This window comes from Rossellomorea sp. QJM3NY_18 (genome assembly GCF_056173145.1).
Genome location: NZ_CM149659.1, coordinates 3527501 through 3550932, shown reverse-complemented (window position 1 = coordinate 3550932; position 23432 = coordinate 3527501). Strand labels below are relative to the sequence as shown.

At 44.7% G+C, this 23432-nt stretch carries 21 protein-coding genes and 1 tRNA gene (1 of these 22 cut by a window edge); 13 read left to right on the top strand and 9 right to left on the bottom strand.

Going from position 1 to position 23432, the window contains the following annotated elements; translation table 11 throughout:
* Nucleotides 1-98: 98 nt before the first annotated feature.
* On the top strand, nucleotides 99-1448 hold the full coding sequence (locus AC0VXY_RS18400) for a glucose-6-phosphate isomerase (protein ID WP_475526124.1): 1350 nt from the start codon (nucleotides 99-101) through the stop codon (nucleotides 1446-1448).
* A gap of 93 nt (nucleotides 1449-1541) precedes the next feature.
* The gene (locus AC0VXY_RS18395; RefSeq protein WP_098439228.1) at nucleotides 1542-1949 is read left to right on the top strand and encodes a YugN-like family protein; all 408 of its coding nucleotides are present in this window, start codon (nucleotides 1542-1544) and stop codon (nucleotides 1947-1949) included.
* Here the strand turns inward: AC0VXY_RS18395 and AC0VXY_RS18390 are convergent.
* From AC0VXY_RS18390 to nagA, 7 genes are all read right to left on the bottom strand, one after another.
* Nucleotides 1942-2934 (bottom strand): potassium channel family protein, encoded by a 993-nt coding sequence (locus AC0VXY_RS18390; RefSeq protein WP_475526123.1) that lies wholly within the window; start codon nucleotides 2932-2934, stop codon nucleotides 1942-1944. The genes AC0VXY_RS18395 and AC0VXY_RS18390 overlap by 8 nt on opposite strands.
* Nucleotides 2935-2993: 59 nt before the next feature.
* Nucleotides 2994-3539 (bottom strand): GNAT family N-acetyltransferase, encoded by a 546-nt coding sequence (locus AC0VXY_RS18385; RefSeq protein WP_475526122.1) that lies wholly within the window; start codon nucleotides 3537-3539, stop codon nucleotides 2994-2996.
* A gap of 109 nt (nucleotides 3540-3648) precedes the next feature.
* Nucleotides 3649-4866 carry a lactate 2-monooxygenase gene (locus AC0VXY_RS18380; protein ID WP_475526121.1) on the bottom strand — a complete coding sequence of 406 codons (1218 nt, stop codon included), beginning with the start codon at nucleotides 4864-4866 and terminating at the stop codon, nucleotides 3649-3651.
* A gap of 476 nt (nucleotides 4867-5342) precedes the next feature.
* Nucleotides 5343-6749 carry a vWA domain-containing protein gene (locus AC0VXY_RS18375; RefSeq protein WP_475526120.1) on the bottom strand — a complete coding sequence of 469 codons (1407 nt, stop codon included), beginning with the start codon at nucleotides 6747-6749 and terminating at the stop codon, nucleotides 5343-5345.
* 163 nt (nucleotides 6750-6912) lie between these two features.
* Nucleotides 6913-6985: transfer RNA gene (locus tag AC0VXY_RS18370), tRNA-Ala, on the bottom strand.
* 128 nt (nucleotides 6986-7113) lie between these two features.
* On the bottom strand, nucleotides 7114-7872 hold the full coding sequence (gene nagB / locus AC0VXY_RS18365) for a glucosamine-6-phosphate deaminase (protein ID WP_475526119.1): 759 nt from the start codon (nucleotides 7870-7872) through the stop codon (nucleotides 7114-7116).
* Nucleotides 7859-9067 carry an N-acetylglucosamine-6-phosphate deacetylase gene (gene nagA, locus AC0VXY_RS18360; RefSeq protein WP_475526118.1) on the bottom strand — a complete coding sequence of 403 codons (1209 nt, stop codon included), beginning with the start codon at nucleotides 9065-9067 and terminating at the stop codon, nucleotides 7859-7861. The genes nagB and nagA overlap by 14 nt, the downstream gene beginning before the upstream one ends.
* Nucleotides 9068-9296: 229 nt before the next feature.
* Between nagA and nagE the strand changes: the two genes are divergently transcribed.
* Nucleotides 9297-10679 (top strand): N-acetylglucosamine-specific PTS transporter subunit IIBC, encoded by a 1383-nt coding sequence (nagE, locus tag AC0VXY_RS18355; protein WP_475526117.1) that lies wholly within the window; start codon nucleotides 9297-9299, stop codon nucleotides 10677-10679.
* Between the two features lie 112 nt (nucleotides 10680-10791).
* On the top strand, nucleotides 10792-11517 hold the full coding sequence (locus AC0VXY_RS18350; protein WP_475526116.1) for a GntR family transcriptional regulator: 726 nt from the start codon (nucleotides 10792-10794) through the stop codon (nucleotides 11515-11517).
* Nucleotides 11518-11565: 48 nt separating this feature from the next.
* On the opposite strand, the gene AC0VXY_RS18345 is transcribed toward AC0VXY_RS18350, so the two are convergent.
* On the bottom strand, nucleotides 11566-12309 hold the full coding sequence (locus AC0VXY_RS18345; RefSeq protein ID WP_435989504.1) for an SIS domain-containing protein: 744 nt from the start codon (nucleotides 12307-12309) through the stop codon (nucleotides 11566-11568).
* Between the two features lie 208 nt (nucleotides 12310-12517).
* Here AC0VXY_RS18345 and AC0VXY_RS18340 point away from each other — a divergent pair, with 208 nt between their 5' ends.
* The 7 genes from AC0VXY_RS18340 (at nucleotide 12518) to AC0VXY_RS18310 (ending at nucleotide 21572) form a co-directional block, all read left to right on the top strand.
* The gene (locus AC0VXY_RS18340) at nucleotides 12518-13339 is read left to right on the top strand and encodes a Cof-type HAD-IIB family hydrolase (protein ID WP_435989505.1); all 822 of its coding nucleotides are present in this window, start codon (nucleotides 12518-12520) and stop codon (nucleotides 13337-13339) included.
* 134 nt (nucleotides 13340-13473) lie between these two features.
* Nucleotides 13474-14349, top strand: a complete 876-nt coding sequence (locus AC0VXY_RS18335; RefSeq protein WP_435989506.1) for an ABC transporter permease subunit — start codon at nucleotides 13474-13476, stop codon at nucleotides 14347-14349.
* Between the two features lies 1 nt (nucleotide 14350).
* On the top strand, nucleotides 14351-15361 hold the full coding sequence (locus tag AC0VXY_RS18330) for an ABC transporter permease subunit (protein ID WP_475526115.1): 1011 nt from the start codon (nucleotides 14351-14353) through the stop codon (nucleotides 15359-15361).
* Between the two features lie 416 nt (nucleotides 15362-15777).
* Nucleotides 15778-17757 (top strand): lipoteichoic acid synthase, encoded by a 1980-nt coding sequence (ltaS, locus tag AC0VXY_RS18325; RefSeq protein WP_475526114.1) that lies wholly within the window; start codon nucleotides 15778-15780, stop codon nucleotides 17755-17757.
* A gap of 268 nt (nucleotides 17758-18025) precedes the next feature.
* On the top strand, nucleotides 18026-18778 hold the full coding sequence (locus AC0VXY_RS18320; protein WP_435989509.1) for a DeoR/GlpR family DNA-binding transcription regulator: 753 nt from the start codon (nucleotides 18026-18028) through the stop codon (nucleotides 18776-18778).
* On the top strand, nucleotides 18775-19686 hold the full coding sequence (pfkB, locus tag AC0VXY_RS18315) for a 1-phosphofructokinase (protein ID WP_435989510.1): 912 nt from the start codon (nucleotides 18775-18777) through the stop codon (nucleotides 19684-19686). Before AC0VXY_RS18320 ends, pfkB begins: the two co-directional genes overlap by 4 nt.
* 14 nt (nucleotides 19687-19700) lie before the next feature.
* The gene (locus tag AC0VXY_RS18310; RefSeq protein ID WP_435989511.1) at nucleotides 19701-21572 is read left to right on the top strand and encodes a PTS fructose transporter subunit IIABC; all 1872 of its coding nucleotides are present in this window, start codon (nucleotides 19701-19703) and stop codon (nucleotides 21570-21572) included.
* A gap of 52 nt (nucleotides 21573-21624) precedes the next feature.
* Here the strand turns inward: AC0VXY_RS18310 and AC0VXY_RS18305 are convergent, their stop codons facing one another.
* Complete coding sequence (locus AC0VXY_RS18305) at nucleotides 21625-22317, bottom strand: MgtC/SapB family protein (RefSeq protein ID WP_435989512.1); 693 nt, start codon at nucleotides 22315-22317, stop codon at nucleotides 21625-21627.
* A 104-nt stretch (nucleotides 22318-22421) separates the two neighbouring features.
* On the opposite strand from AC0VXY_RS18305, the gene AC0VXY_RS18300 reads away from it, so the two are divergent.
* Both AC0VXY_RS18300 and AC0VXY_RS18295 read left to right on the top strand, forming a co-directional pair.
* A complete protein-coding gene (locus AC0VXY_RS18300) occupies nucleotides 22422-23339 on the top strand; it encodes a DMT family transporter (protein ID WP_475526113.1) in 918 nt (305 codons plus the stop codon).
* Nucleotides 23329-23432, top strand: partial view of an N-acetyltransferase family protein gene (locus AC0VXY_RS18295; protein ID WP_475526112.1) — the start only. The gene runs 397 nt beyond the window's last position; the window shows 104 of its 501 coding nt (coding positions 1-104); its start codon is at nucleotides 23329-23331; its stop codon lies off the right edge, out of view. The genes AC0VXY_RS18300 and AC0VXY_RS18295 overlap by 11 nt, the downstream gene beginning before the upstream one ends.

The following is a 23432-nucleotide window of genomic DNA, read 5'->3' as shown; positions in this document are numbered from 1 at the left end:
TTATCATGCACGCGCTTACATAAAGGGAGCGTTCTTGATTCTCGGGTCAGCTTTCGATAAAGTGAGATAGAAGAAAATATTTTAATCGGAGGATGGTTATGACACACATTCGTTTTGATTATTCAAAGGCGTTATCGTTTTTTGGAGAACACGAACTTACATACTTAAGTGATGCGGTTAAGGTTGCCCATCATTCACTTCATGAACAAACAGGTGCCGGGAGTGACTTCCTTGGTTGGATCGACCTTCCTGTGGATTATGACAAAGAAGAATTTTCACGCATCCAGAAATCAGCGGAGAAAATCAAAAATGATTCCGATATCCTTCTTGTGATCGGTATCGGTGGATCTTACCTCGGGGCGCGGGCAGCGATTGAGATGTTGAATCACAGTTTCTACAATGCCCTTCCGAAAGAAAAGCGTTCGACTCCCCAAGTCTTATTTGTGGGGCAAAACATCAGCTCCACTTACATGAAGGACTTAATGGACCTTCTGGATGGAAAAGACTTCTCCATCAATGTGATCTCAAAGTCGGGTACGACGACTGAACCTGCGCTTGCTTTCCGTATCTTCCGCAATATGTTGGAAGATAAGTACGGGGTGGAAGAAGCCCGCACACGTATTTATGCGACAACGGATAAATCGAAGGGTGCACTGAAGACGCTTGCGACAGACGAAGGCTATGAAACATTCGTCGTTCCTGATGATATCGGAGGACGCTATTCTGTCCTGACAGCAGTAGGCTTGCTGCCGATTGCCGTCAGCGGAGTAGAGATCGAATCGATGATGAACGGTGCGGCACAAGCCCGTGAAAATTTCAGTAAATCAGAACTGACTGAGAATGCTGCCTATCAATATGCCGCGGTTCGAAATGCTCTTTACAACAAAGGAAAAACAATCGAAATGCTCATTAACTATGAGCCGGGATTGCAGTACTTTGCTGAATGGTGGAAGCAGCTGTTCGGGGAAAGTGAAGGAAAAGACCAAAAAGGCATTTATCCTTCTTCTGCGAACTTCTCGACGGATCTTCATTCTCTTGGACAATACGTTCAGGAAGGACGCCGTGACATTTTCGAAACCGTCATCAAGGTTTCAGAGCCCCGTCATGAGCTAAAAATCGAGAAAGCGGACAGCGACCTGGATGGATTAAACTACCTTGCTGGTGAAACAGTGGACTTCGTGAACAATAAAGCATTTGAAGGTACGCTGCTTGCCCATACAGATGGAGGAGTACCGAACCTGATCGTGGAAATTCCTGCGATGGATGCCTACACATTCGGCTACCTTGTTTACTTCTTCGAGAAAGCATGTGCCATGAGTGGATACCTTCTTGGTGTGAATCCATTCGATCAGCCGGGAGTGGAAGCATATAAAGTGAATATGTTTGCCCTTCTTGGTAAACCAGGCTTTGAAGAGAAGAAAGCCGAGCTTGAAAAACGTCTGAAATAATGCACAAGAGCACTGAGTAAATCTCAGTGCTCTTTTTACATTTTTCTTTACTTTTAGGAGAAACTATCCCTAAAAGAAAGGGGATGCATCCACGTGATTGAGCTTTCATCGAGCATTGAAGGACAGCATTATCAACTGTATAAACTGGAACAGCTTTTAAAGCCGCTTGGATATTCGATCGGCGGTAACTGGGATTACGATCACGGCTACTTCGATTATAAAATTGATGACGAGGTCGGGTATCAATTTTTAAGAGTACCGTTTACCTCGGTGGACGGTCAACTGGACTCAAGGGGGGCTACCGTTGAATTCGGTAAACCGTTCCTTCTCTCTCATAAGTATCAGATCGGCCTGGACGATTTTGCATCGACAGGGAACTTTTCAGGTTCTGTCAATCAATTTTCAGAGCCCCAGGATCCCGATGCAAGTTTTCCTGAAAAGTACATCGCCGTTGGTAAGGAACTAGTGAAAGAACTCGAGAGCACCCTGTTTTCTAGTTAGAAATCACAAGGAGTTCGTCTGATTCTTCAACAATCGTCGTTAAAGGAGGATTCACTGTTGTGTGTTCTCCTTTTTTTATGCCTAAAAGGATGACGTTGTTCGTTAAGAGATGGGTGCTTAAAGAGTGGAAATTTTCATTGATGAACTCCTCTGAGACAGGAATGAGCTTCAGATTATTCCCTTTTAGATGATTCAACAACTTTAATATGGTTTTAGACATTCCTTGAGAAATGATGCTATTCATCATTACGTAACTGGTCTGCATATTCGTTTGAATAACCTCATTGGCTCCTGCCCGATTGGCATTTGCGACTTGGTCCTTCTGAAGAATTTCTACCACGGTATATAATTCCGGATAGTTCCCTTTAATGGCGAGAAGGGTCAGAACGGAATTCATATCAGAGGTCATCTCATCTTTATTTTGGTCTGCCGTGATGATGGCGATGGCTGCTTCCTGAAGATTGACTTTCTTCAGGGTGGCGTCCTTAAACGGTGTTCCCCGGACGAAATGAATATGATTATTGGTGTAGGGATTCTTGTGAAGGGTTTCATCGACCAGGATGATATCACATTTGGACTGAAGGGAGGTGAGCTGATTGATGATTTCCCTTGTCCGTTCGTTCCAGCCCACGATGATGACATGCTCCCTTCCTTTAAACGTCGCCTTTCCTTCCAGGTAGGCATTTTGTGTCATGACGGTTTCGGCGGCCAGTGTGATAAAATAGGTGGAAAGAAAGCCGGCACCAACCAGGATCAGGACAATCCCGAGAAATCTCCCTTCGAATGTTATTGGAACAAAGTCTCCATATCCTACAGTGGACGTCGTGATGATGGCCCACCAAATCCCATCAAATAAAGAGGGGAAGGTATCCGGCTCTATAAAATGAATGATCGTGCCAAACGAAATCATCAGCGTTATGGCGATCGTAAATATTCGAATAACTAGAGGCCAGCGCAAGAAACCATGAAACATTTGCTGTACCATTCTACCAGCTCCTTTTTCATCTGCACTGACCATTATTTCCTTTTCAGGTACGTCTAAAACTATGAAAGCCATTCTTTCTTTAACAAACTGTACATATATGCGTCAAATGAATGGTCATCCTGAAGGATATATTCCCTCAGCAAACCTTCCTGCTTGAATCCAAGCTTCTCAACCACCCGTGATGACGCCTTATTATAAGGAACGATCACTGCTCCAATACGATTCATTCCTTTTTCTGAAAACAGGTAACGAAATAAAGGGGAGAGCGCTTCACCCATGATTCCCTTACCCCAATGCCCGGGATGCAGGTCATATCCGATTTCACAGCGTTTATACGCCTTCGAGATGCCATGGAACCCGCATGTCCCGATCATCTTATGGGAATCTTTCTCCACGATGGCCCAGCGCATGGGACCTCCTGATTCCAGGTGCTTTTCGTAGTTTTCAACCATACTGACCGCCACGTCTTTCGATTCAATCGGACTCATGCCGAAATAACGGAGAACGTCCCCGGACGTATAGAGTTCATAAAGAAAATTGACATCTTCCAATGTAATCTGTCTTAAAACCAATCTATCTGTTTCAAATACTGGATATATTTCCATATTTATCAACCCCTTTGTAGAAGAAAGTATACCATGGAAAAGCCCTTGGCGGGGGGGCAAAATCTCTTACACAAAAAAGCCTCTGTCGAATGAGACAGAGGCTCCATCATTATGACTTGAATCCTGCAGCTTGTTGCACGTTCCATCCTTTCTTTGAATGAAATGAACCGTCCTTCACGTTTGTCAGAAGCGAGCGGTCACAATCGGAAATGGATGATTGACCTGAAAGGGCAAGCGTCAAGTCGAGATCGGCCAGTATATTCCGGATCACGTCTTTCACCCCTTGTTCACCGGCCAAAGTCAATCCGTACATATAGGGTCTTCCTATGAGAACGGAACTTGCCCCGAGGGACAATGCTTTCACCACATCGGCTCCACGCCTGATGCCACTGTCAAAGAGAACAGGGATGCGGCCGTCCACAACGTCGCATATTACCGGCAGGGAGTCTAAAGCTCCGATGGCCCCGTCAACCTGTCTTCCACCATGATTGGATACGATGATTCCATCCATTCCCCGATCGACGGCAAGCTTGGCGTCGTCGGGATGGAGAATGCCTTTCAGCAGGATCGGCAGCCGTGTATGTTCACGCAGAAAGTCCAAGTCATCCCATGTAAGTCTTGCGTTGCCAAACACTTGGGACCAGAGGATGGCAGCTGCATTCCGGTCCACTTCAGGGGGTTCACTCAATCTTGAACGAAAGACAGGATCGCTCACGTAATTACCGACTCCTTCTCCTGACAGAAAGGGAAGGTAGGCGTTTTCAAGATCGTATTCACGCCACGCCATCATCGGGGCATCAAGGGTCACGACGATAGCGGAATATCCAGACGCTTCAGCCCTCTTAAGCATACTGGCTGCAATCTCAAGGTCATTACTCCAATACAGCTGGAACCATCTTGGGGAGTCCCCCATGACGGAAGCGATTTCTTCCATGGAGTAAGTGGACGCTGAACTTGCAATGAACGGGACATTCATGGATGCCGCCGCGCGTGCAGACGCCAGCTCCCCATCAGGGTGAACGATGGATTGCACTCCGATCGGTGCAAGGAGGAGGGGGGAGGAGTAGGTTTCGCCAAATAAGGTCACTTTCAGGTCGCGATTCTCGACATTATTCAGCATACGGGGGACGATCTGCCAGCTTTCGAGGGCACTTCTGTTGGCGCGCATAGTCTCCTCGCCGCCGGCACCTCCCGCCACATAATAATAAGGACCGTCCTCAAGCTTTTCCCGTGCTCGTTGCTCAAGCTCTTCAAACCGGAAAGGGATGGAGGGACGGACCTTTCTCTGATAAATTTCATTTTGGACGTGGTTTCCATACTGATTCATGATTTTCTTCTCCTTTCATCGTTGCCGGGAAAAAATGCAAATCGTAAAAAGGAAGCGTATGTAATCGGCGTGCTTTTCCTTATAAGGAAAATGGTACTTACAGAATTCAGAAAAGTCAATTAAATCATTTTTTAAAAAGAGTCTGGGACAAAAGTGTCTAGTTAAAAGAATATCCGAACGATCATTCGAAATTCTTTTTTGAAAATCGAAATCGTTCGGATTGATCAATTTGATGTAGTGAGGAGTGGTTGATTTCCGCTCCAGGTGCTCGCTTTCCGCGGGGCGTGAGTTGAGCCTCCTCGGGCTTTTGCCCTGCGGGGTCTCAACTTTCCCGCGTTTCCCGCAGGAGGCTCGCCTTCCGCCCGAGGAAAGCGAAATCTTGCACGGAAATCAAAGCGGTAGCAAGCAACCCAAACTAATTTTTTGATTGTTCGTCTTGGAGGAAATGGATTTAGTTATGTCCCAGCCTATCCAATTTATATCCCAACCTGCTTTTTAATCGCATCCAATCGTTTATCAAGCTCGTCGGATACGGTTTTCACTTCTTCGTGTTTCGCTGATCCCAGATCGTTCAGGTAGTTTCTGATTTTATCCTGACGGTCATCGAGGAGAGTAGAGATGGCAGAGCGTTTCTCTGAATCAATGAGTTTTTCTTTTTCCAGGCGGTTGAGGGTTTGTGTCAATCTATTTTGTTCATTTTGAAGCATGGACTGATAAGTGGAGGATATATCTCTCAATGCATTATAGTGATCGACCGTTGTCCATACATTGTCACTGAACCTGTGAACCGCCCACCATCTCCACGTATTCTTATTGATGGCTTCTTCCCACACATTTTTGATTTCAGATAATTGCTGTTTCGTTTTCACAGAGGAGTACTCTCCGCCACCGGCCTCTGCCACCTTCTTCAATTGTCCGTCGGCTTCTGAATCCACATCGAATCCGATGATATTGATTTTGACATCGGTATTGTCCGCCTTCACCTTTTTGGCAGCGGCCACCGGATCCCCATCGCAGGTTTCGATTCCATCGCTCACGACATATATGAAGTTCTCCGTCTTTCCGTCACTTTGGGAAGTAAGTTGTTCGTTGGCTAATTCGATACTTGATGCCAACGGGGTCCAGCCCTTGGGATCGAATTTTGTTAGCGATTCCGAGAAAGCAGCCCCATCATATGGTTGAAGGGGATAGAGAGACTCGACTGCCTTACACGACATCTCTTTATCGGCATCACTTCCAGTTCCCTTATGTCCGAATGCGATCAGGGAGACATTCACGGATTCGGGCAGCTCCTTTGCAAGACTTTCCAGGCTATCCTTGGCAAGGGACATCTTGCTTTCCCCATCCACGTCGGCTTTCATACTCCCGCTCGAATCGATCAACAAGGCGACATTCACCCTTTTGTCTTCTTTCTGGGTAATTTCATTCATCGGGACATCCTGCAGAAGTCTACCGTCGGGAAGCTCCATTTCTTCATATACAACCTCATAGTTTTCAAGCTCAGAGGCAATGTCACCGTATCCCGTTTGGAGACTTGATAGAATGGACTGTGCCCACTTATGTTCGTCCCATTTTTTCGTTTCTTTTTTACCGATATCCTCGACATATTCATCGGTTGCGTTACCTGTAGCCTCTTTATACGCTTTAGGATCTTTGGACCAGCTTTTATTTTCTATGTATTGATGATAGAGGTCGCCTGATTTCTCCTTGATCAACTCTTCGGGGGTGGCACTTGATAAATCCACTTCTTTAGAGGCTGAAATGGTCTTGCCAGGCTCCAGCCCGCCTTTTTTCTTTGTAGCGGCATTTTCTGCGTCTTCCTGACATCCGGTTAAAAGGATGAACAGCATAGGCAATATAAAAAGTGGCTTTAATCGATTCATATCATTCTCCTCTTTCGAACAAAATTATACAACTACTCATTTTATCCATAAATTTACTTTTAATCTACTACCCTTTGAACTAGTACGATAAACCCATTGATCACACAATAAAAAAAAGCGCCCTTATTGTATAAATAAGGACGCCTTTTATCTCATTTCGGTATGGAGCATAGCGGGATCGAACCGCTGACCTTTTGGCTGCCAGCCAAACGCTCTCCCAGCTGAGCTAATGCCCCGTGAATCGGTCAAGATTTATTATAAGAAAGTTCAGAGTGTTCGTCAATGCTTTTTAAAAATTATTTTTTAGCAATGGAAAAGCGGCGAGCCACTCACCGCTTTCCAGATATGGATCAGCCTTCATTCGTTACTTCACATCTTTATTGGCTAATTCGAACCCTTTTACGAGTGCCGAAGCTTTTTCATCAGCGATCATCGTTACATGGTCATGGTTATTCAGAATAGAAGCAGGGAAGCTTTCAGAAATAGTGCCTTCTACTAATTTTCTTAGTGCTTCCTGTTTCGCTTCGCCTGATACAAGGAGGAGAATTTCCCTGCTTTTCATGATCGATGAGATTCCCATCGTAATCGCATGTGTCGGTACTTCATCGATTGAATCAAAATAACGGGCATTTGCCTCGCGGGTTGATTGGGCAAGTTCCACAACATGAGTGCTGGAGTCAAAAGAAGTCCCGGGTTCATTAAATCCGATATGACCGTTGCTGCCGATCCCCAGTACTTGAATGTCGATACCGCCGAGGGAACGGATTTTTCCATCATACGCATTGGATTCTTTTTCTGGGTCCGCTGCATCTCCTGAAGGGATATGGGTGTTTTCAGAGTCGATATCAATGTGTCTGAATAGGTTCTCATTCATGTACTGATAGTAGCTGTTCGGGTGTTGACGGGATAGTCCGATGTATTCGTCCAGATTGAAGGAAGATACATGTCGGTAAGACGTTCCGTTTTGTTCATGGTCATCAATCAGTGCCTCGTAAAGCCCTTTTGGGGTGCCTCCTGTGGCCAGTCCCAGGGTCAGGTTTTCAGATGTTTTCACTTTGGATAATAGATAGTCTGCAGCGACTTGACTCATTTCCTGGTAGTCTTTTACTTCAATTAGTTTCATGAGTGTCATCCTCTCGAATATAGGCTATTTTCCCTTTGCATATCGTGGTGTATACGTCTTTGTTTTCATCTAATAGGACGATATCTGCATCTTTCAGGGGTGCGAGGCTTCCTTTCCGGCCAAAAATATTTAATTGTTTGGCGGGGTTCTCGGCAGTCATTTTAATCGCACTTCTCATATCGCTTGTTGTGAATGATTGAATGTTTAAAAAGGCATCCTTCATTTTCAGGACGCTTCCTGCCAATGTGTCTTCATCTAATAGGGCCTTGCCGTCCCTGACCGTCACCATCTGACCGCCAAGATCATACTGACCATTCTTCAGACATTTCGCCCTCATGGAATCGGTGATAAGGATTAAGCGTTCATCTGTGATCTGATTGAAAGCCAGTTGAATCACTTCAGGCCGGACGTGGATGCCATCTGAAATCAATTCCACCATCAGTTCCTGTCGTAGGAAGGAAGCTCCGACAATCCCCGGCTCACGATGATGGAGTCCTGACATTTGATTAAACAAATGGGTCACATGGGACAAGCCGGCATCGATTGCTTCCCCGACTTCATCGAAGGTTGCACTGGAGTGGCCCACTGAAGAGATGATCCCGTTTTCTTTTAAGTAACGGATCAATTCATAATCGTCATCAAGCTCGGGAGCGAGGGTGACTAATTTTATGTGGTTTTGAGAGAGTGCCTGCCAGCGTTTAAATGTGTCGACGCTCGGCTTTTGAATTCGATTGAGAGGTTGTGCACCTGCCCGGTCAGGATTGATGAACGGTCCTTCTAGGTGAAGCCCGAGAATTTCTGCCTGACCATCTTTTTGATGATTGGACATATAATCGGCGGTATTCTTCAATGCTTTTTCGATTAGCTCGGATCCTTCTGTCATGGTTGTGGCAAGGAAGCTCGTGGTTCCTTCTTTCGGAAGGGTCCCGGTCATCGTATCAAGGGCTTCCCGGGTCGCATCCATGGTATCGGCTCCATTTACGCCATGAATATGAATATCTATCATTCCCGGGACCACACTATACCCATGGGGAAGAGAAATTACTTTGTACCCTTCTGTATCTGTTAAAGGAGAACGTTCACCCATTTCGGTGATCATTCCGTTTTCAATTTTGATATACCCTTTTTCATACACTGTATCTTCTGCATAGATTGTTCCATTCAGTATCAGCAGTTTTTCTATATTTGAGGTCATTGAAATCACTCCTTGAGTACTTTACCATTCTACAATACCACCAGTAAGTATAGATGTCTATACCAGTTAGAAAGTGGAAAAAATATTTCAAATATGAAATGCGACGGGTAACCTATCCGAATCAATAAAGCAATAAGTCCCAATAGATGAATTGGTATAGACTTCTATTCCTTTTTAATGATATGATTTTTCCTAAGCGCTTTCAAATGAAATAAAAGGAGAGAATAGTATGTTAGGTTTCTTACAACGAATCGGTAAATCGCTCATGCTTCCCATCGCGGTTCTGCCTGCAGCTGCATTACTGCTGAGATTGGGTCAGGATGATCTGCTGGGTATCGCGTTCATGTCTGAAGCAGGCGATGCTATATTTAAAAATTTAGCACTAATCTTTGCCATCGGGGTGGCCATCGGGTTTTCGAAAGATGGAAATGGTACAGCCGGATTGGCAGGTGCCATTGGTTATCTGGTATTAACTGGCGGGTTAAAAGCACTTGACCCGGACTCAGATATGGCGATTTTCGGCGGAATCATATCCGGTGTCGTGGCAGGTTTATTATATAACCGTTTCAATGATATTAAACTTCCGGCATGGCTCGGATTTTTTGGAGGCAGACGTTTCGTTCCCATTGTGACAGCTGCATCCATGGTTGTACTCGCAGGGATCTTCGGCATCATCTGGCCGCCGATCCAGAGCGGGATCAATTCCATCGGTGAATGGATCATCGGGGCAGGTGCGACGGGAGTGGGTGTGTTCGGCCTGCTAAACCGTCTCCTGATTCCGGTTGGACTGCATCATGTGTTGAATACCCTCGTCTGGTTTGAATTCGGCACATTTAAAGATGCAGCGGGTGAAGTCGTGAAAGGGGATATTCCCCGATTTTTCGCAGGGGATCCTACAGCCGGGACCTTCCAGACCGGATTCTTCCCGATTATGATGTTCGGTCTTCCGGCAGCGTGTCTCGCCATGATCGTGACGGCAAAAAAACACATGCGTGCCAACGTAGCGGGGATGTTGATCGGACTCGCCGTCACTTCCTTCTTAACAGGGATCACGGAGCCGATAGAATTCAGCTTCATGTTCTTATCTCCTGTCCTTTACGGGATTCACGCTGTGCTGACGGCGAGTTCTATGGTCGTTACCTATGTACTTGGCATTCATCATGGATTCGGTTTCTCGGCGGGTGCCTTTGACTACATCCTTAATTTCAGCATCGGTCAAAAGCCTTGGCTATTACTCGGAGTGGGGATTCTCTACGGGATCATCTACTTCCTCCTATTCACATTCTTGATCAAGAAGTTCAATTTGAAAACTCCTGGTCGTGAAGATGATGAAGATGTGGTGGCACCAGTTAAGAACTCAGGCGGGAATGGTAAGTACGAGATCATGGCTTCGCATTTCCTTCAAGATCTCGGTGGAAAAGAAAACCTGGCCGTCATCGATAACTGTGCCACTCGGTTACGTCTCGAAATCAATGATGTCACACTGGTAGACGAAAAAGCGTTAAAAGCTCACGGTGCGAAAGGTGTGATGAAGGTGAATAATCGGAACCTTCAAGTCATTGTAGGAACAGATGTGGAATTTGTCGCAGACGAGCTGAGAAAGCTGAAATAAATGGAGACTGCTGACCGTACCGGGCTAGCCCTCATCGGAACGTTGTCTGCTTTTACATGATAGATATAATAAAATAGAGCTTAAATCCGTTATATCGAAAGGAGAACCGTTCGTGGTTAATAAAAATTCTCCTCTTCCTTTGTATTATCAGTTAGAAGAACACTTTAACCACTTAATACAGTCTGAAGAGCTCAAACCGGGGGACGCCCTTCCATCCGAACGGGAACTTGCTGAGTCATTTAAAATCAGCAGGATGACCGTGAGACAGGCGATTACCAATCTGGTGAATAAGAATGTCTTATATAGAGAGAAAGGGCGGGGCACCTTCGTCTCCCATCGGAAAATCGAACAAAGCCTCCAAGGACTGACAAGCTTTAGCGAAGATATGAAAAGCAGGGGACTCGAGCCTGGGAATAAATTATTGCATTTCGAAATTTCTCAGGCATCAGAGGATATCCGGGAGCTCCTTTCACTGGAGGAAGAAGAACTTGTGTATACGATGAAGCGGATCCGCCTTGCAAACGGCGAACCGATGGCATTGGAGACGAGTTATATACCCGTCAAGCTGCTTCCTGGATTGAATCAGGAAACATTGGAGAAATCCCTGTATCACTATATCGAAAGAGAGCTGAACCTTCGCATCAGTCATGCCACCCAATCAGTGGAAGCGGCACTTGTGACAGAAGCGGATACGAAGCCTCTGAAGGTGAAAAGCGGGGAGCCGGTGCTCTTCATCCAACGGGATTCATTCCTGGAAGACGGGACCCCTTTTGAATTGGTACGATCCGTATATCGAGCCGATAAGTATAAGTTTAAAATCAACCTCGACAGAATGTGAAAAAAGGAGCAGAGGCCCCGTTTAAATAGGGATCCTGCTCCTTTTTGATTACAGTCCTTTTGTTAACAGGGGAATCCGTCTGCGGTACTTCTCGATCAACCTTTCATTATGATCCCCTGCACCATCCACGTTTCCGCTGATGAAGATAGGCGGCTCAAACCCTCTTTCCGCCATGTGTCCGATGGCACCGGCCATGATACTATTCAAAATCGCAGCTCCGACGACGGTTGAGGAAGGTGAAAATGGAACAGCCACCCGTTCATCGGTCATGACAGCATCACCAACGACGGAGTGATTGTTCATGGCAAGATCCACTACTTCACTAAGAAATTTCCCGCTTGGATGCCTTGATGTTTCTTTTTCTACGTAGTCAAAGGAGCTGATGGAAGCAACATAAGCGCCCTTTTCCTTCGCATGAAGAGCAACGTCGATAGGAACAGGGTTCTTTCCAGAGGTGGAGAGGACGATCACCACGTCTTGAGGCTGAATATCCTCTCCACTCATGAACTCTGACGCAAATCCTTCTGCTCTTTCTAATTGAGAAGACCGTACGGCTCCTTCGTGGAGCATGAGGGGCTCAATCAAAATCGGGTTGATGGGAACCAGTCCACCTGCTCTGTAGAAGACCTCTTCAGAGAGGATGTGAGAGTGGCCGCACCCGAAAAGGTGGATGATGCCGTCTTGTTGGATGCAGGAAGAAATGCGTTGGGCAAGACTGGCCATTTTGTCTGCTTCTTTCGTTTGAACCACGTGAAGTTTTTCCTGGATTTTTTCAAAATATGTCGTAATCATTCTGTTCCCGCTTTCAGTTTTTCTTTCAGCATACCATAATGCTAATGAATCTATTCAATCCTCACGCCCCGCAGAAGCGAGCACCTGCAGCGGAAATCAACCTGCACTCGCTCTTTCCAATCGCATAAAGGTAAACCCTTTTTCAAAATCACCAATAGATGTTATAGTAAGATAATATAAAATTGAATTTCCTGAAAGGATGTTCTTAATGAGCTATAAAATGATCGTACTTGATTTAGATGATACATTACTACGGGATGACCAAACGATTTCAAACCGCACAAAAGATGCCCTCATACAGGCGCAGGAAGCCGGAGTGAAAGTCGTCCTTGCATCCGGACGTCCTACCCAGGGAATGCGTTGGGTAGCGGAAGAATTGAAACTCGATCATTACGGAAGCTACATTCTCCCTTTCAACGGATCGAAAATCATAGATTGCAAGACAAAGGAAGAGAAATACAGCCGAACCCTTTCAGCTGAAACGGCACATTCCTTATATGACATAAGTAAGCGAGAAGATGTAGGTATTCTGACTTATGCAGAAGACGCCATTATAGTAGAAGAAAAAAATCAATTTGCTTCTATAGAAAGTGACCTGACGGGCCTACCGGTGAAAGTCGTTCCGGATTTTAAGGAAGCGATCACGGGACCGGTCGTGAAAGCTCTTATGCTGAAAGAAGCCGATTATCTGGCAGAAGTGGAGAAAAAGCTACAAGCCGAGCTTGACGGTGAACTCAGCGTGATGCGATCAAAGCCCTTCTTCCTTGAATTCACCCAGCTTGGTGTCACAAAAGGAGCAAGCCTTGACTATCTGATCAAACCTATGGGAATCAAGCCCGAGGAAGTCATTGCCATCGGGGACAGCTACAATGATCTGACCATGATTGAATTTGCCGGCCTCGGAGTCGCCATGGGTAACGCCCCGGATGACATGAAGGAAAAGGCGGATTACGTTACATCTTCCAATATGGAAGACGGAGTAGCAGAAGTGGTCGAAACATTTGTGTTGAATAAATTGTCCAAAATCTGATTGCAAAAGGACCGGAGTCCATATAGGGGACTCCGGTCTTTTTCCCCTTTTTTTAAATAAAAGGGAAAAAATGTATAAAATCTTCCGTTCTATGATACTATTAAAAGTAACATTGTAAACCGGAGGACAGAGTATTGAAAGTTATAGGTGGTGTAGTAGTTAAATTCCTATTATCGATCATAGGGATCATTTTTATAGGCGGCCTGCCCGTCCTGCTTTCGGGTATTGGCGAGCGGGAATTGAACTTGCAGGCGTACTGGCAATCCGTAAAAGAAATTGTATATGCCCTGTTTCACGCCGGGGATTTAACATACGTGGTAATCGGTGGAGAGAAGGAACGTGACCTGTTCCCTTATTTATGGGAACCGATCTTCTATTCACTAATCATTTTATTTTCCGCTTTTCTTCTCGCAAGTTTCTTAAGTATCCTCCTCACGATTTTCACCATGCTGTTTTCACAGAAAAAACGAAATCGAATCAAATTCTTCTTATATTTATTCGAATCAATGCCCGATGTTCTGGTCATCCTGCTATCACAGCTGATTGTCCTCTATCTGTACAAGCAGACAGGCATCCTGTTTTTTGAGATTGCTTCCGTAGCAACGGAAAAAGCGTATTTTCTTCCCATCCTTGTGTTGGCAGTATTGCCTACGGTACAGCTGTTCAGAATTTCAATCCTTTCTTTTGAAAGGGAAGAAGGAAAAGACTATGTGACACTTGCTCAATCAATCGGATTGGGGAAACTGGTGATCTTAACATTCCATATATTAAGGAATGCCATTATCTCCGTCTTTTTTCAATCGAAGAAAACAGTATGGTTCATGCTGTCCAATTTATTCGTTCTGGAGCTTTTATTCAATATCGCCGGGATCACCCGTTTCCTGAAGTCGACGCTACAGCCGAAAATGTTTACAATCGCGATTCTTTCGATTTTCATTCCTCTGTTTGTCTTCTATACGGTTGGAGAGATCGTGCTCTCTAAAAAGGCCAACAAAGGGGAGGAAATTTAATATGAAGAAAAGCGTATGGAAAAACCCATTCTTTCTAATTGGATTCACTTTCATTTCTGTGATGATTGTGTCAAGCTTCTTCTATTCGTTTGTGTGGGGGAACGAGATCAGAAGATTGTATTTTATCTCTGAAGAAGGCGTTGTCGTGGAATCTTCCCCGATTTCACCGAAGTGGTTATTTCCATTCGGGACGGATGCCCAAGGGCTTGATTTGCTCGGTAAAATCATCATCGGGGCAAAATATACAATCTTAACGGCCTTTGTGATTGCCTTCTTAAGGGTATTTTTATCGATTCCCCTCGGTTTGATACTGGGAACCTTTCTGATGAAGTATAAAAAATACATCAATGGATGGATCGATTCCTTCCATTACATCCCTTTGACGATTCTTGCTTATTTTTTGCTGCAGCCGGTCCTTTGGGAACCGTTCGAAGGATTTTCCACTTCCCTCGTCGAGCGGTTCGTCATCGAGATTCTCATATTAACGCTGCTTATCGTTCCGATCTTATCTGCGCTCCTGGGAAATGAAGTGTCACTAGTGTACAAGCAGGAATTCGTTTTCAGTGCGAAAACATTGGGGGCAGGGAAGTGGAGAATCATCTTTAAGCATATCTTACCTTCCATGAAAGAAAAGCTCGTCATTTTATTGGGACAGCAATTCATGCAAACACTCGTCATTTTCATACATCTGGGGTTACTCACCTTATTCTTGGGTGGTACGGACGTGGACTATCAGATGGTACATGACCCGCCAAGATCGATTACGTATGAATGGTCCGGCCTGATAGGCGATTCCTTTCGCTATCTTCAAGGGGCACCATGGATACCGTTGACGCCGATCCTGTTTTTTTCTGCGACGATGCTATCGGTTTCGTTCATGATCGAAGGATATGTACAGGCAACGAGCGGACAGTCCTATTATAAAAAGAAATTTAAGGCAGCCTACCGCCCATTGAAGGAAAACAAAGTAAAAGAGCTCGATAAGTCCGATTTTCAAAAGGTAAATATGTAAGGATGGAGCATAATAAAGGGGAAGGTCTATGCTTACTGGTAATAATTTCATTAGACGTTTATGTTTTACGTAAAGATATATAGGGAATTAGTTTACACTGAGCAAACAAAACAAGGATATTTTTAACAATGGAAGTATATTCAACCACCATAGTGGGAATATATGGGGCGTTCACTTCTTGTTCAAAATTCCTTAACCCTTGTCAGAAAAGGATTCCGCACCGTAATTAGCAGCGTTTGTCGAATTCCCATGAAATATTTATGATACATTTACCGCAAATTGTTATACACATGAAATCAATTTTTGTTATAATACTCGTTGTTGATTCGATTGGATTTACATTCGCTTAACATTTCCTTACTCAAATGATGCTAATAAGTGCTACAAATTAAATACAATAAAAAAGGTGATGAAGTATGAACTTCTTTAAAAGACAGGTTGAAGATATGCGCAGTGGGAAGTTATCGTTCTTCTTTACAGTCGTCGTATTGTTTTGGATCAAGACCTACGCGGTATATTTAGCCGAATTTAATCTAGGAATACAAAATGCGCTTCAGCATTTTCTTTTATTTCTTAACCCATTAAGCTCAGCTCTCTTATTCTTTGCTCTCGCATTATTCTGGAAAGGCAAGGGGCGGTATATCGCATTCATCGTCATTAACTTCCTGATGTCCTTTGTCCTCTATGCGAACGTCGTATACTATCGTTTCTTTAATGACTTCATTACAGTTCCGGTATTACTTCAGGCGAAGACAAATAACGGACTTGGAGGAAGTGCACTGGAATTATTGAGTCCTATCGACATCCTGTACTTCTCTGACCTGTTCATAATCATCGGACTGATGATTATGAAGAAAGTGAAACCACAGGAAAAATTACGTTTCCGTTCAGTATTCGCGGTCATGACATCAGCAGTCCTTGTGTTCTTACTGAACCTTGGCCTTGCAGAAATCGACCGTCCAGAACTATTGACACGAAGCTTTGACCGTAACTATCTTGTGAAGTATCTTGGTACACACAACTTTACGATTTATGATGTGATCCAGAATTCCAAGACATCTGCCAAGCGTGCCCTGGCAGACAGTAATGAAGTATCAGAAGTAGAGAACTTTGTGAAAGCAAACAAAGTGGACCCTAACCCTGAATACTTCGGTAAAGCAAAAGGGAAAAACGTCATTTATGTATCGATGGAATCCCTGCAAAACTTTGTGATCGGGAAAGAAATCGATGGGCAAGAGGTAACGCCATTCCTTAACTCATTAGTGGAAAAAGAAGATGCGATCTATTTCGATAATTTCTTCCACCAGACTGGTCAAGGGAAGACATCCGATGCCGAATTCATCATGGAGAATGGATTATACGGATTACCTCAGGGTGCCGTCTACATGACGAACGCCAACAACACGTTGCAATCAGCACCTGGAATCTTAAAAGGTGAAGGATATACTTCAGCAGCGTTCCACGGAAACTATAAAACGTTCTGGAACCGTTCTGAAATGTATCGAACGATGGGATATGATGAGTTCTACGATGCAACGTATTATGATATGAGTAATCCGGAAGAGCAGCTTCCGTATGGATTGAAGGATAAGCCGTTCTTTGAAGAATCCATGCCGATGCTTGAAAAATTACCACAGCCGTTCTATACGAAATTCATTTCCCTATCGAACCACTTCCCGTTCGATCGTCATGAGAATGATACAGACTTCGAACCGGGTCAATTTGGCGATGGTGTAGTGAACCGTTATTTCCAAACGGCCCACTATATGGATTCAGCGTTGGAACAATTCTTTAATGACCTGAAAGAAAGTGGACTATATGATGATACCGTCATCGTCCTTTACGGTGATCACTATGGTATTTCTGAAAACCATAATAAAGCAATGGAACAAGTCACAGGCGAAGAAATCACAGATTTCAAAAATGCACAGCTTCAACGCGTTCCTTTATTCATCATTGCTCCAGGGGTCGAGGGTGAAGTCAACCACACATACGGTGGTCAAATAGACGTCCGTGAAACACTATTCAACCTTCTTGGGGTGGATAACAGGGACTTTATCAGTTTTGGTCAGGACTTACTGTCCAAAGATCGTAAACAAATCGTACCTTTCCGAAATGGAGACGTCATTACACCTGAATACTCTGATATCAAAGGAGTATGTTACGATAACGAAACGGGTCAACCTGTAGAAGAAGGAAGCAACGCATGTGAAGATGCGTCTAAAGAAGCTACGAAACGTCTCGAACTTTCAGATAAAGTAGTATATGAAGACTTACTTCGTTTCTACAAACCAGAAGGCTATAAACAAATCGATCGTTCAGATTATCAATATATAAACCCGAATCCGAAAAGCGCAGAAAATCCTGAAGCTTCTCAGGAAGAGTCTCACGAGTAATTCGGGTATAGTAAGCCAGTCCTTTCACCATGATGGTGGGGGGCTGGCTTTTTTTTGTTGTGGGTAGGAGTGGTTCGTTCAGCTGCTGATTATGTGTGAAAAATCAGCAGCTGAAAAATAGAAAGGTTTCAACAGGAAAAAACATCGACTGCTCACTTTTGATTGTAATATGATTGATTATGATAGTTTTTGATTAAAAATGATTGATATTTGTAACCGTTCTCATTATAATGAAGGTAACAAACGATCGGAGAAAGTAGGAGAGGCCATGTTAACCGAGGAACGTCATCGAGTCATTTTAGACTTATTGAAGGAGAAGGATGCGATCAAGATCCAGGATATCGTAGATGCAACGAATGCCTCAGAGTCAACGATTCGCAGGGACTTAACGCAGCTGGAGCAGGAAAAATACCTGAAAAGGATTCATGGCGGGGCGTCAAAGCTGCAAGGGAAATTGAAGGAATTGAGCGTTTCTGAAAAATCATCCAAAAGCCTTCATGAAAAACAGGTAATCGGCCAATACGCAGCCTCTCTGGTGGAAGAAGGGGATTGCATCTATCTGGATGCCGGTACGACTACCTTGAGTCTGATCGATCATCTTCCTGAAAAAGACATTGTCGTCGTCACGAATGGATTGACCCATGTGGAAGCCCTGCTTCAAAAAGGATTTAAAACCTATATGATCGGTGGGTACGTCAAGCCCGTAACGAGAGCGATGGTCGGTAGTGGGGCACTGGATTCCCTCCGACAATACCGATTTGATAAAGCATTTATGGGGGCAAACGGGGTGCATGCACAATATGGATTCACCACGCCAGATCCTGAAGAGGCCCTGGTGAAGCGGATGGCCATTGAGTTATCAAGAGAAGCTATGTTCCTTGCCGACGATTCTAAATTCGGTGAAATTGCTTTCAGTAAAATAGTGGATCTCGATAAAGCGATGATCATTACAAACACTTTGGATGAAGAGCATGATCAGGCAATGAGGAATCAAACTACAATAAAGGTTGTGACAACATGATATATACATTAACACTGAACCCTTCTGTGGATTACATTATGGAACTGGACTCCTTTCAAAAAGGCGGTCTTAACCGGAGCAGTGCAGAAAGTGCCTTTCCAGGGGGGAAGGGGATCAATGTTTCCCGCGTTTTACACATATTGAACGTGGATAGTGTGGCACTTGGATTTGCAGGGGGATACACGGGGGAGTACATCAAACAATTTTTGAACCAAGAGGATATCAGGACAGAGTTTGTCGAGGTAAAGGAAGCCTCTCGCATAAACGTCAAGGTGAAGGCGGATGATGAAACGGAAATAAACGGAAGCGGGCCTTCCATCAGCGAAGAGAACATCCGGGAGCTGCTCGATCAAATATCTTCCTTGACGGCAGATGACATGATTGTGCTTGCCGGAAGCATACCTGCTTCGGTTCCAAAGACATTTTATCAGGAGATTGCCGCTCAATGTCAAAAACAAGGGACGAAAGTGATCATCGATGCTGAGAAAAAATTGATTGAACCGGTCCTGCCTTTAAAGCCATTCCTCATCAAGCCGAATCATCATGAGCTCGGGGAAATGTTTGATGTAAAGATCGACTCTATTGAAAAAGCGGTACATTACGGAAAGAAACTCAAAGATACCGGTGTTGAAAACGTCATGGTATCAATGGCTGAAAAAGGTGCACTCCTGCTGACTGATAATGGGATGTTTTATTCTTCTGTACCTAAGGGGGAATTGAAAAGCTCGGTCGGTGCAGGGGATTCAACGGTCGCCGGATTCCTTGCCGGCCTTTCGAGGGGATGGAGCGTGAAGGATTCTTTCCGCTTGGGTACCTCAGCCGGGTCGGCGACTGCCTATTCCATTGGTCTCTGTTCATCTGAACACGTGGAAAGATTATTCGAAGACATTCAGATTACAAACATATAGAGGGGGAATTCAAAATGAGAATAACGGAATTACTGACAAAAGATACGATTCAGCTTCATGTATCTTCTCATTCGAAAAACGGAGTCATTGACGAGCTGGTATCCGTTTTGGATCAAAGTGGTAAATTGCAGGACCGTGATGAATTCAAGAAAGCGATCCTTAATCGGGAAGCACAGAGTACGACGGGGATCGGGGAAGGAATTGCGATTCCCCATGCGAAAACATCCGCTGTTAAAGCACCTGCGATTGCATTCGGAAAATCAGAAGAGGGTGTTGATTATGAATCTCTTGATGGCGCACCAGCTCATTTGTTTTTCATGATTGCAGCGACTGAAGGGGCGAATCAAACCCATTTAGAGGCACTCAGTCGCCTTTCGTCCATGCTGATGGATATGGATGTACGGAAAGCACTGTTGAACGCTGGTACAAAAGAAGAGGTATTGGAAATCATTAATACTCATGATGGTGAGGACGAAGAAGAAACGACCGCTGAAACGTCCGCTCCGGGGGGGAAGATCCTTGCTGTCACGGCTTGTCCCACAGGGATCGCTCATACGTATATGGCAGCTGATGCACTAAAGGCGAAAGCGAAAACGATGGATGTGAATCTGAAAGTAGAGACAAATGGTTCAGGAGGGGCAAAGAACATCCTGACACAAGAAGAAATTGAAAGTGCCATAGCCATCATTGTCGCAGCGGACACGAAAGTGGAAATGAATCGGTTCAAAGGAAAACACGTCATCGAAGTTCCTGTGGCGGAAGCGATCAGACGTCCTGAAGAACTATTGAATCAAGCCATGAAAAAAGACGCCCCGATATATAAAGGGGGAGAGCAGGAGAAAGATTCCGATAAGGGCTCTGAGAAAAAGCAAAAATCGGGGTTCTATAAGCACCTTATGAATGGTGTATCCAACATGCTTCCGTTCGTGGTAGGGGGAGGGATCCTGATTGCCATCTCCTTCTTATTCGGCATTCAGTCAGCAAACCCTGATTCTCCGGAGTACAATGAGTTTGCGGCGATCTTGAATACGATCGGTGGAGGGAATGCCTTTTACCTGATGGTTCCTGTCCTTGCAGGGTTCATTGCCATGAGTATAGCCGACAGACCGGGGTTTGCCCCTGGTATGGTAGGCGGATTAATTGCAGCAACGGGTCAAAGTGGATTTTTAGGCGGAATCATTGCCGGTTTCTTAGCCGGTTATGTCGTACTTGGAATTAAACGATTAACTAAGAATTTCCCTTCCGCTTTGGAAGGAATCAAACCGGTACTCATTTATCCGTTACTTGGTATTTTCATTACAGGGGTGATCATGCTTCAATTCCTGGTTGAACCTCTAAGTGCACTCAATACAGGCATACAGAACTGGCTTGATGGTCTCGGAACAGGAAACTTGATATTACTTGGGTTGATCCTGGGGGGAATGATGGCTGTCGACATGGGAGGTCCCATCAACAAAGCGGCCTTCACGTTCGGGATCGCCATGATAGAAGGCGGGAACCTGGCACCCCATGCGGCCATCATGGCAGGAGGGATGGTACCTCCATTGGGACTCGCCATGGCCACGACATTATTTAAGAAGAAGTTCAATGATAATGAGCGGAAAGCGGGTATCGCAGCTTACTTTATGGGCGCTTCCTTTATTACCGAAGGAGCGATTCCTTTTGCAGCAGCGGATCCATTCCGTGTGATTCCTTCGATTGTGACGGGATCTGCGATTGCAGGGGCATTGACCATGTTCTTTGGGATTGGTTTACCTGCACCGCATGGGGGATTATTCGTCTTCCCTGTAGTGGAAGGAAATCCATTCCTATATCTACTGGCGGTTCTGATCGGGTCCGTCATTACAGCGCTAATGGTAGGCTTCTTGAAGAAACCTGTAAAATAGCCGGGAGAAGAACAAAAAAGAACGAGGGAAATTCCCTCGTTCTTTGTTACGTTTATAAGCTCTCGATCTCTACATCCTTGATTCCTTCTATTTCTGAAATGGTGTAGTAAATGTCTACCGTCTTTTTCCTGAAGTCAACAATGATCTTTAACTCTAATAGATGGTGTTGATTCTTCAAGTCTTTGATCCGGATATTTTCAATGGTGATCTCTTCGGCTTTGATTTTTTCAATGATCGACTTGATCTCCTTCTTTTCGGATATCGTGGCGCGAAGGGACAATTCTTTTTCCCTCAGGCGTTTTGGACCTAAGTAAGTGATGATGATAGGGACCACTTCTACAGATACGATCAAAAGGAGGACCCCCGCAGTTGCTTCGAAATAAAAGCCTGCACCGACGGCTATCCCTATTCCTGCTGCCCCCCAAATCATCGCGGCAGTGGTCAAACCTGAAATACTATCGTTTCCTTTGCGCAGGATGACACCTGCTCCCAGGAAGCCGATACCCGAAACAATCTGAGCGGCTAATCGAAGCGGGTCCATGGTGATATTCACTTTGTCCGAACCCTCAGAAAGATAGGCGGATTCCATGGACACAATCGTTAATAAACAACTCACAATGCAGATGACAAGAGACGTCTTCAGTCCTACAGGCTTTCTCTTCAATTCCCTCTCTAGACCTATAATCAATCCCAATACGGCTGAAACACCGAGTTTTATCAAGAATGTCGTATCTAATAGCTCCATCCATCCCCCTCCAATCCTTCCAGACTACAAAAAAATTCATGTAGTAATTCGATTCGTCTGATTATAAAATAGAGCAATGAACAACATATATCAGGAGGTCTGTCATGTCGGATGCGAAAGTAAATCCATACCTTATACTTGCTATCGGAGTCATCTCCGTTTCCACCTCTGCCATCTTAGTGAAGGTATCGAGTGCGCCATCAGGCATTTTGGCATTTTATCGGTTGTTTTTCACCGTTCTTATAATGTCCCCGGTATTTTTCTTAAAGTATGTGAAGGAATTGAAACTTATTACTCTGAGAGACTGGATGTTTTCGATTTTAGCCGGTGTATTCCTGGCGTTTCATTTCATCCTTTGGTTTGAATCCTTACACTACACTTCCGTTGCAAGTTCCACGGTGCTTGTCACGCTGCAACCGTTATTCGCTTTTATCGGTGCGTACCTATTCTTTCAGGAGAAGTTAACGGCAAAGGCTTTATTATCCGCTGTCTTAGCCGTTGTAGGGAGTTTCATCATCAGCTGGGGGGACTTCCGGATAAGCGGCAGCGCTTTATGGGGAGATATTTTGGCTTTGATTGCATGCGCCCTTATAACGGGATACCTCTTATTCGGGCAGACAATCAGAAAACGGCTATCTCTTATGACATATACATACCTCGTTTATGTCTTAAGCTCTATCGTCTTATTACTCTATGTCCTTTTTCGATCTGAAAGTCTGGGACCTTACCCGAAAGAAGATTGGATCTATTTCCTTCTTCTTGCCATCATCCCGACGCTACTTGGGCATACATTGTTTAATTGGTCGTTAAAATGGTTAAGTACCTCGACGATCTCCATGGCCATCCTCTTTGAACCAATCGGCGCATCTCTCCTCGCCTATTGGCTATTAGGGGAAAAAGTACTGATGACTCAGGTGATGGGCGGCATGGTCATCATGACCGGTGTCACGCTTTTCCTAATAGAAGAAAGGAAACTGAAAAAACTTACCCAAGCGAGTGAGGTGAAAACGGATGCACTATAGAAAGGCAGAACTGCAAGACGCAGGGAGCCTCGCTTACATCCATGTGCATAGCTGGAGGACCACCTACCGGGGGATCGTTTCAGAAGATTACCT

Coding starts and splice junctions, on each gene's coding strand:
- AC0VXY_RS18400 (WP_475526124.1), top strand. CDS start 99: ATGACACACATTCGTTTTGATTATTCAAAGGCGTTATCGTTTTTTGGA.
- AC0VXY_RS18390 (WP_475526123.1), bottom strand. CDS start 2,934: ATGGTACAGCAAATGTTTCATGGTTTCTTGCGCTGGCCTCTAGTTATT.
- AC0VXY_RS18385 (WP_475526122.1), bottom strand. CDS start 3,539: ATGGAAATATATCCAGTATTTGAAACAGATAGATTGGTTTTAAGACAG.
- AC0VXY_RS18380 (WP_475526121.1), bottom strand. CDS start 4,866: ATGAATCAGTATGGAAACCACGTCCAAAATGAAATTTATCAGAGAAAG.
- AC0VXY_RS18375 (WP_475526120.1), bottom strand. CDS start 6,749: ATGAATCGATTAAAGCCACTTTTTATATTGCCTATGCTGTTCATCCTT.
- nagB (WP_475526119.1), bottom strand. CDS start 7,872: ATGAAACTAATTGAAGTAAAAGACTACCAGGAAATGAGTCAAGTCGCT.
- nagA (WP_475526118.1), bottom strand. CDS start 9,067: ATGACCTCAAATATAGAAAAACTGCTGATACTGAATGGAACAATCTAT.
- nagE (WP_475526117.1), top strand. CDS start 9,297: ATGTTAGGTTTCTTACAACGAATCGGTAAATCGCTCATGCTTCCCATC.
- AC0VXY_RS18345 (WP_435989504.1), bottom strand. CDS start 12,309: ATGATTACGACATATTTTGAAAAAATCCAGGAAAAACTTCACGTGGTT.
- AC0VXY_RS18340 (WP_435989505.1), top strand. CDS start 12,518: ATGAGCTATAAAATGATCGTACTTGATTTAGATGATACATTACTACGG.
- AC0VXY_RS18330 (WP_475526115.1), top strand. CDS start 14,351: ATGAAGAAAAGCGTATGGAAAAACCCATTCTTTCTAATTGGATTCACT.
- ltaS (WP_475526114.1), top strand. CDS start 15,778: ATGAACTTCTTTAAAAGACAGGTTGAAGATATGCGCAGTGGGAAGTTA.
- AC0VXY_RS18320 (WP_435989509.1), top strand. CDS start 18,026: ATGTTAACCGAGGAACGTCATCGAGTCATTTTAGACTTATTGAAGGAG.
- pfkB (WP_435989510.1), top strand. CDS start 18,775: ATGATATATACATTAACACTGAACCCTTCTGTGGATTACATTATGGAA.
- AC0VXY_RS18310 (WP_435989511.1), top strand. CDS start 19,701: ATGAGAATAACGGAATTACTGACAAAAGATACGATTCAGCTTCATGTA.
- AC0VXY_RS18305 (WP_435989512.1), bottom strand. CDS start 22,317: ATGGAGCTATTAGATACGACATTCTTGATAAAACTCGGTGTTTCAGCC.
- AC0VXY_RS18300 (WP_475526113.1), top strand. CDS start 22,422: ATGTCGGATGCGAAAGTAAATCCATACCTTATACTTGCTATCGGAGTC.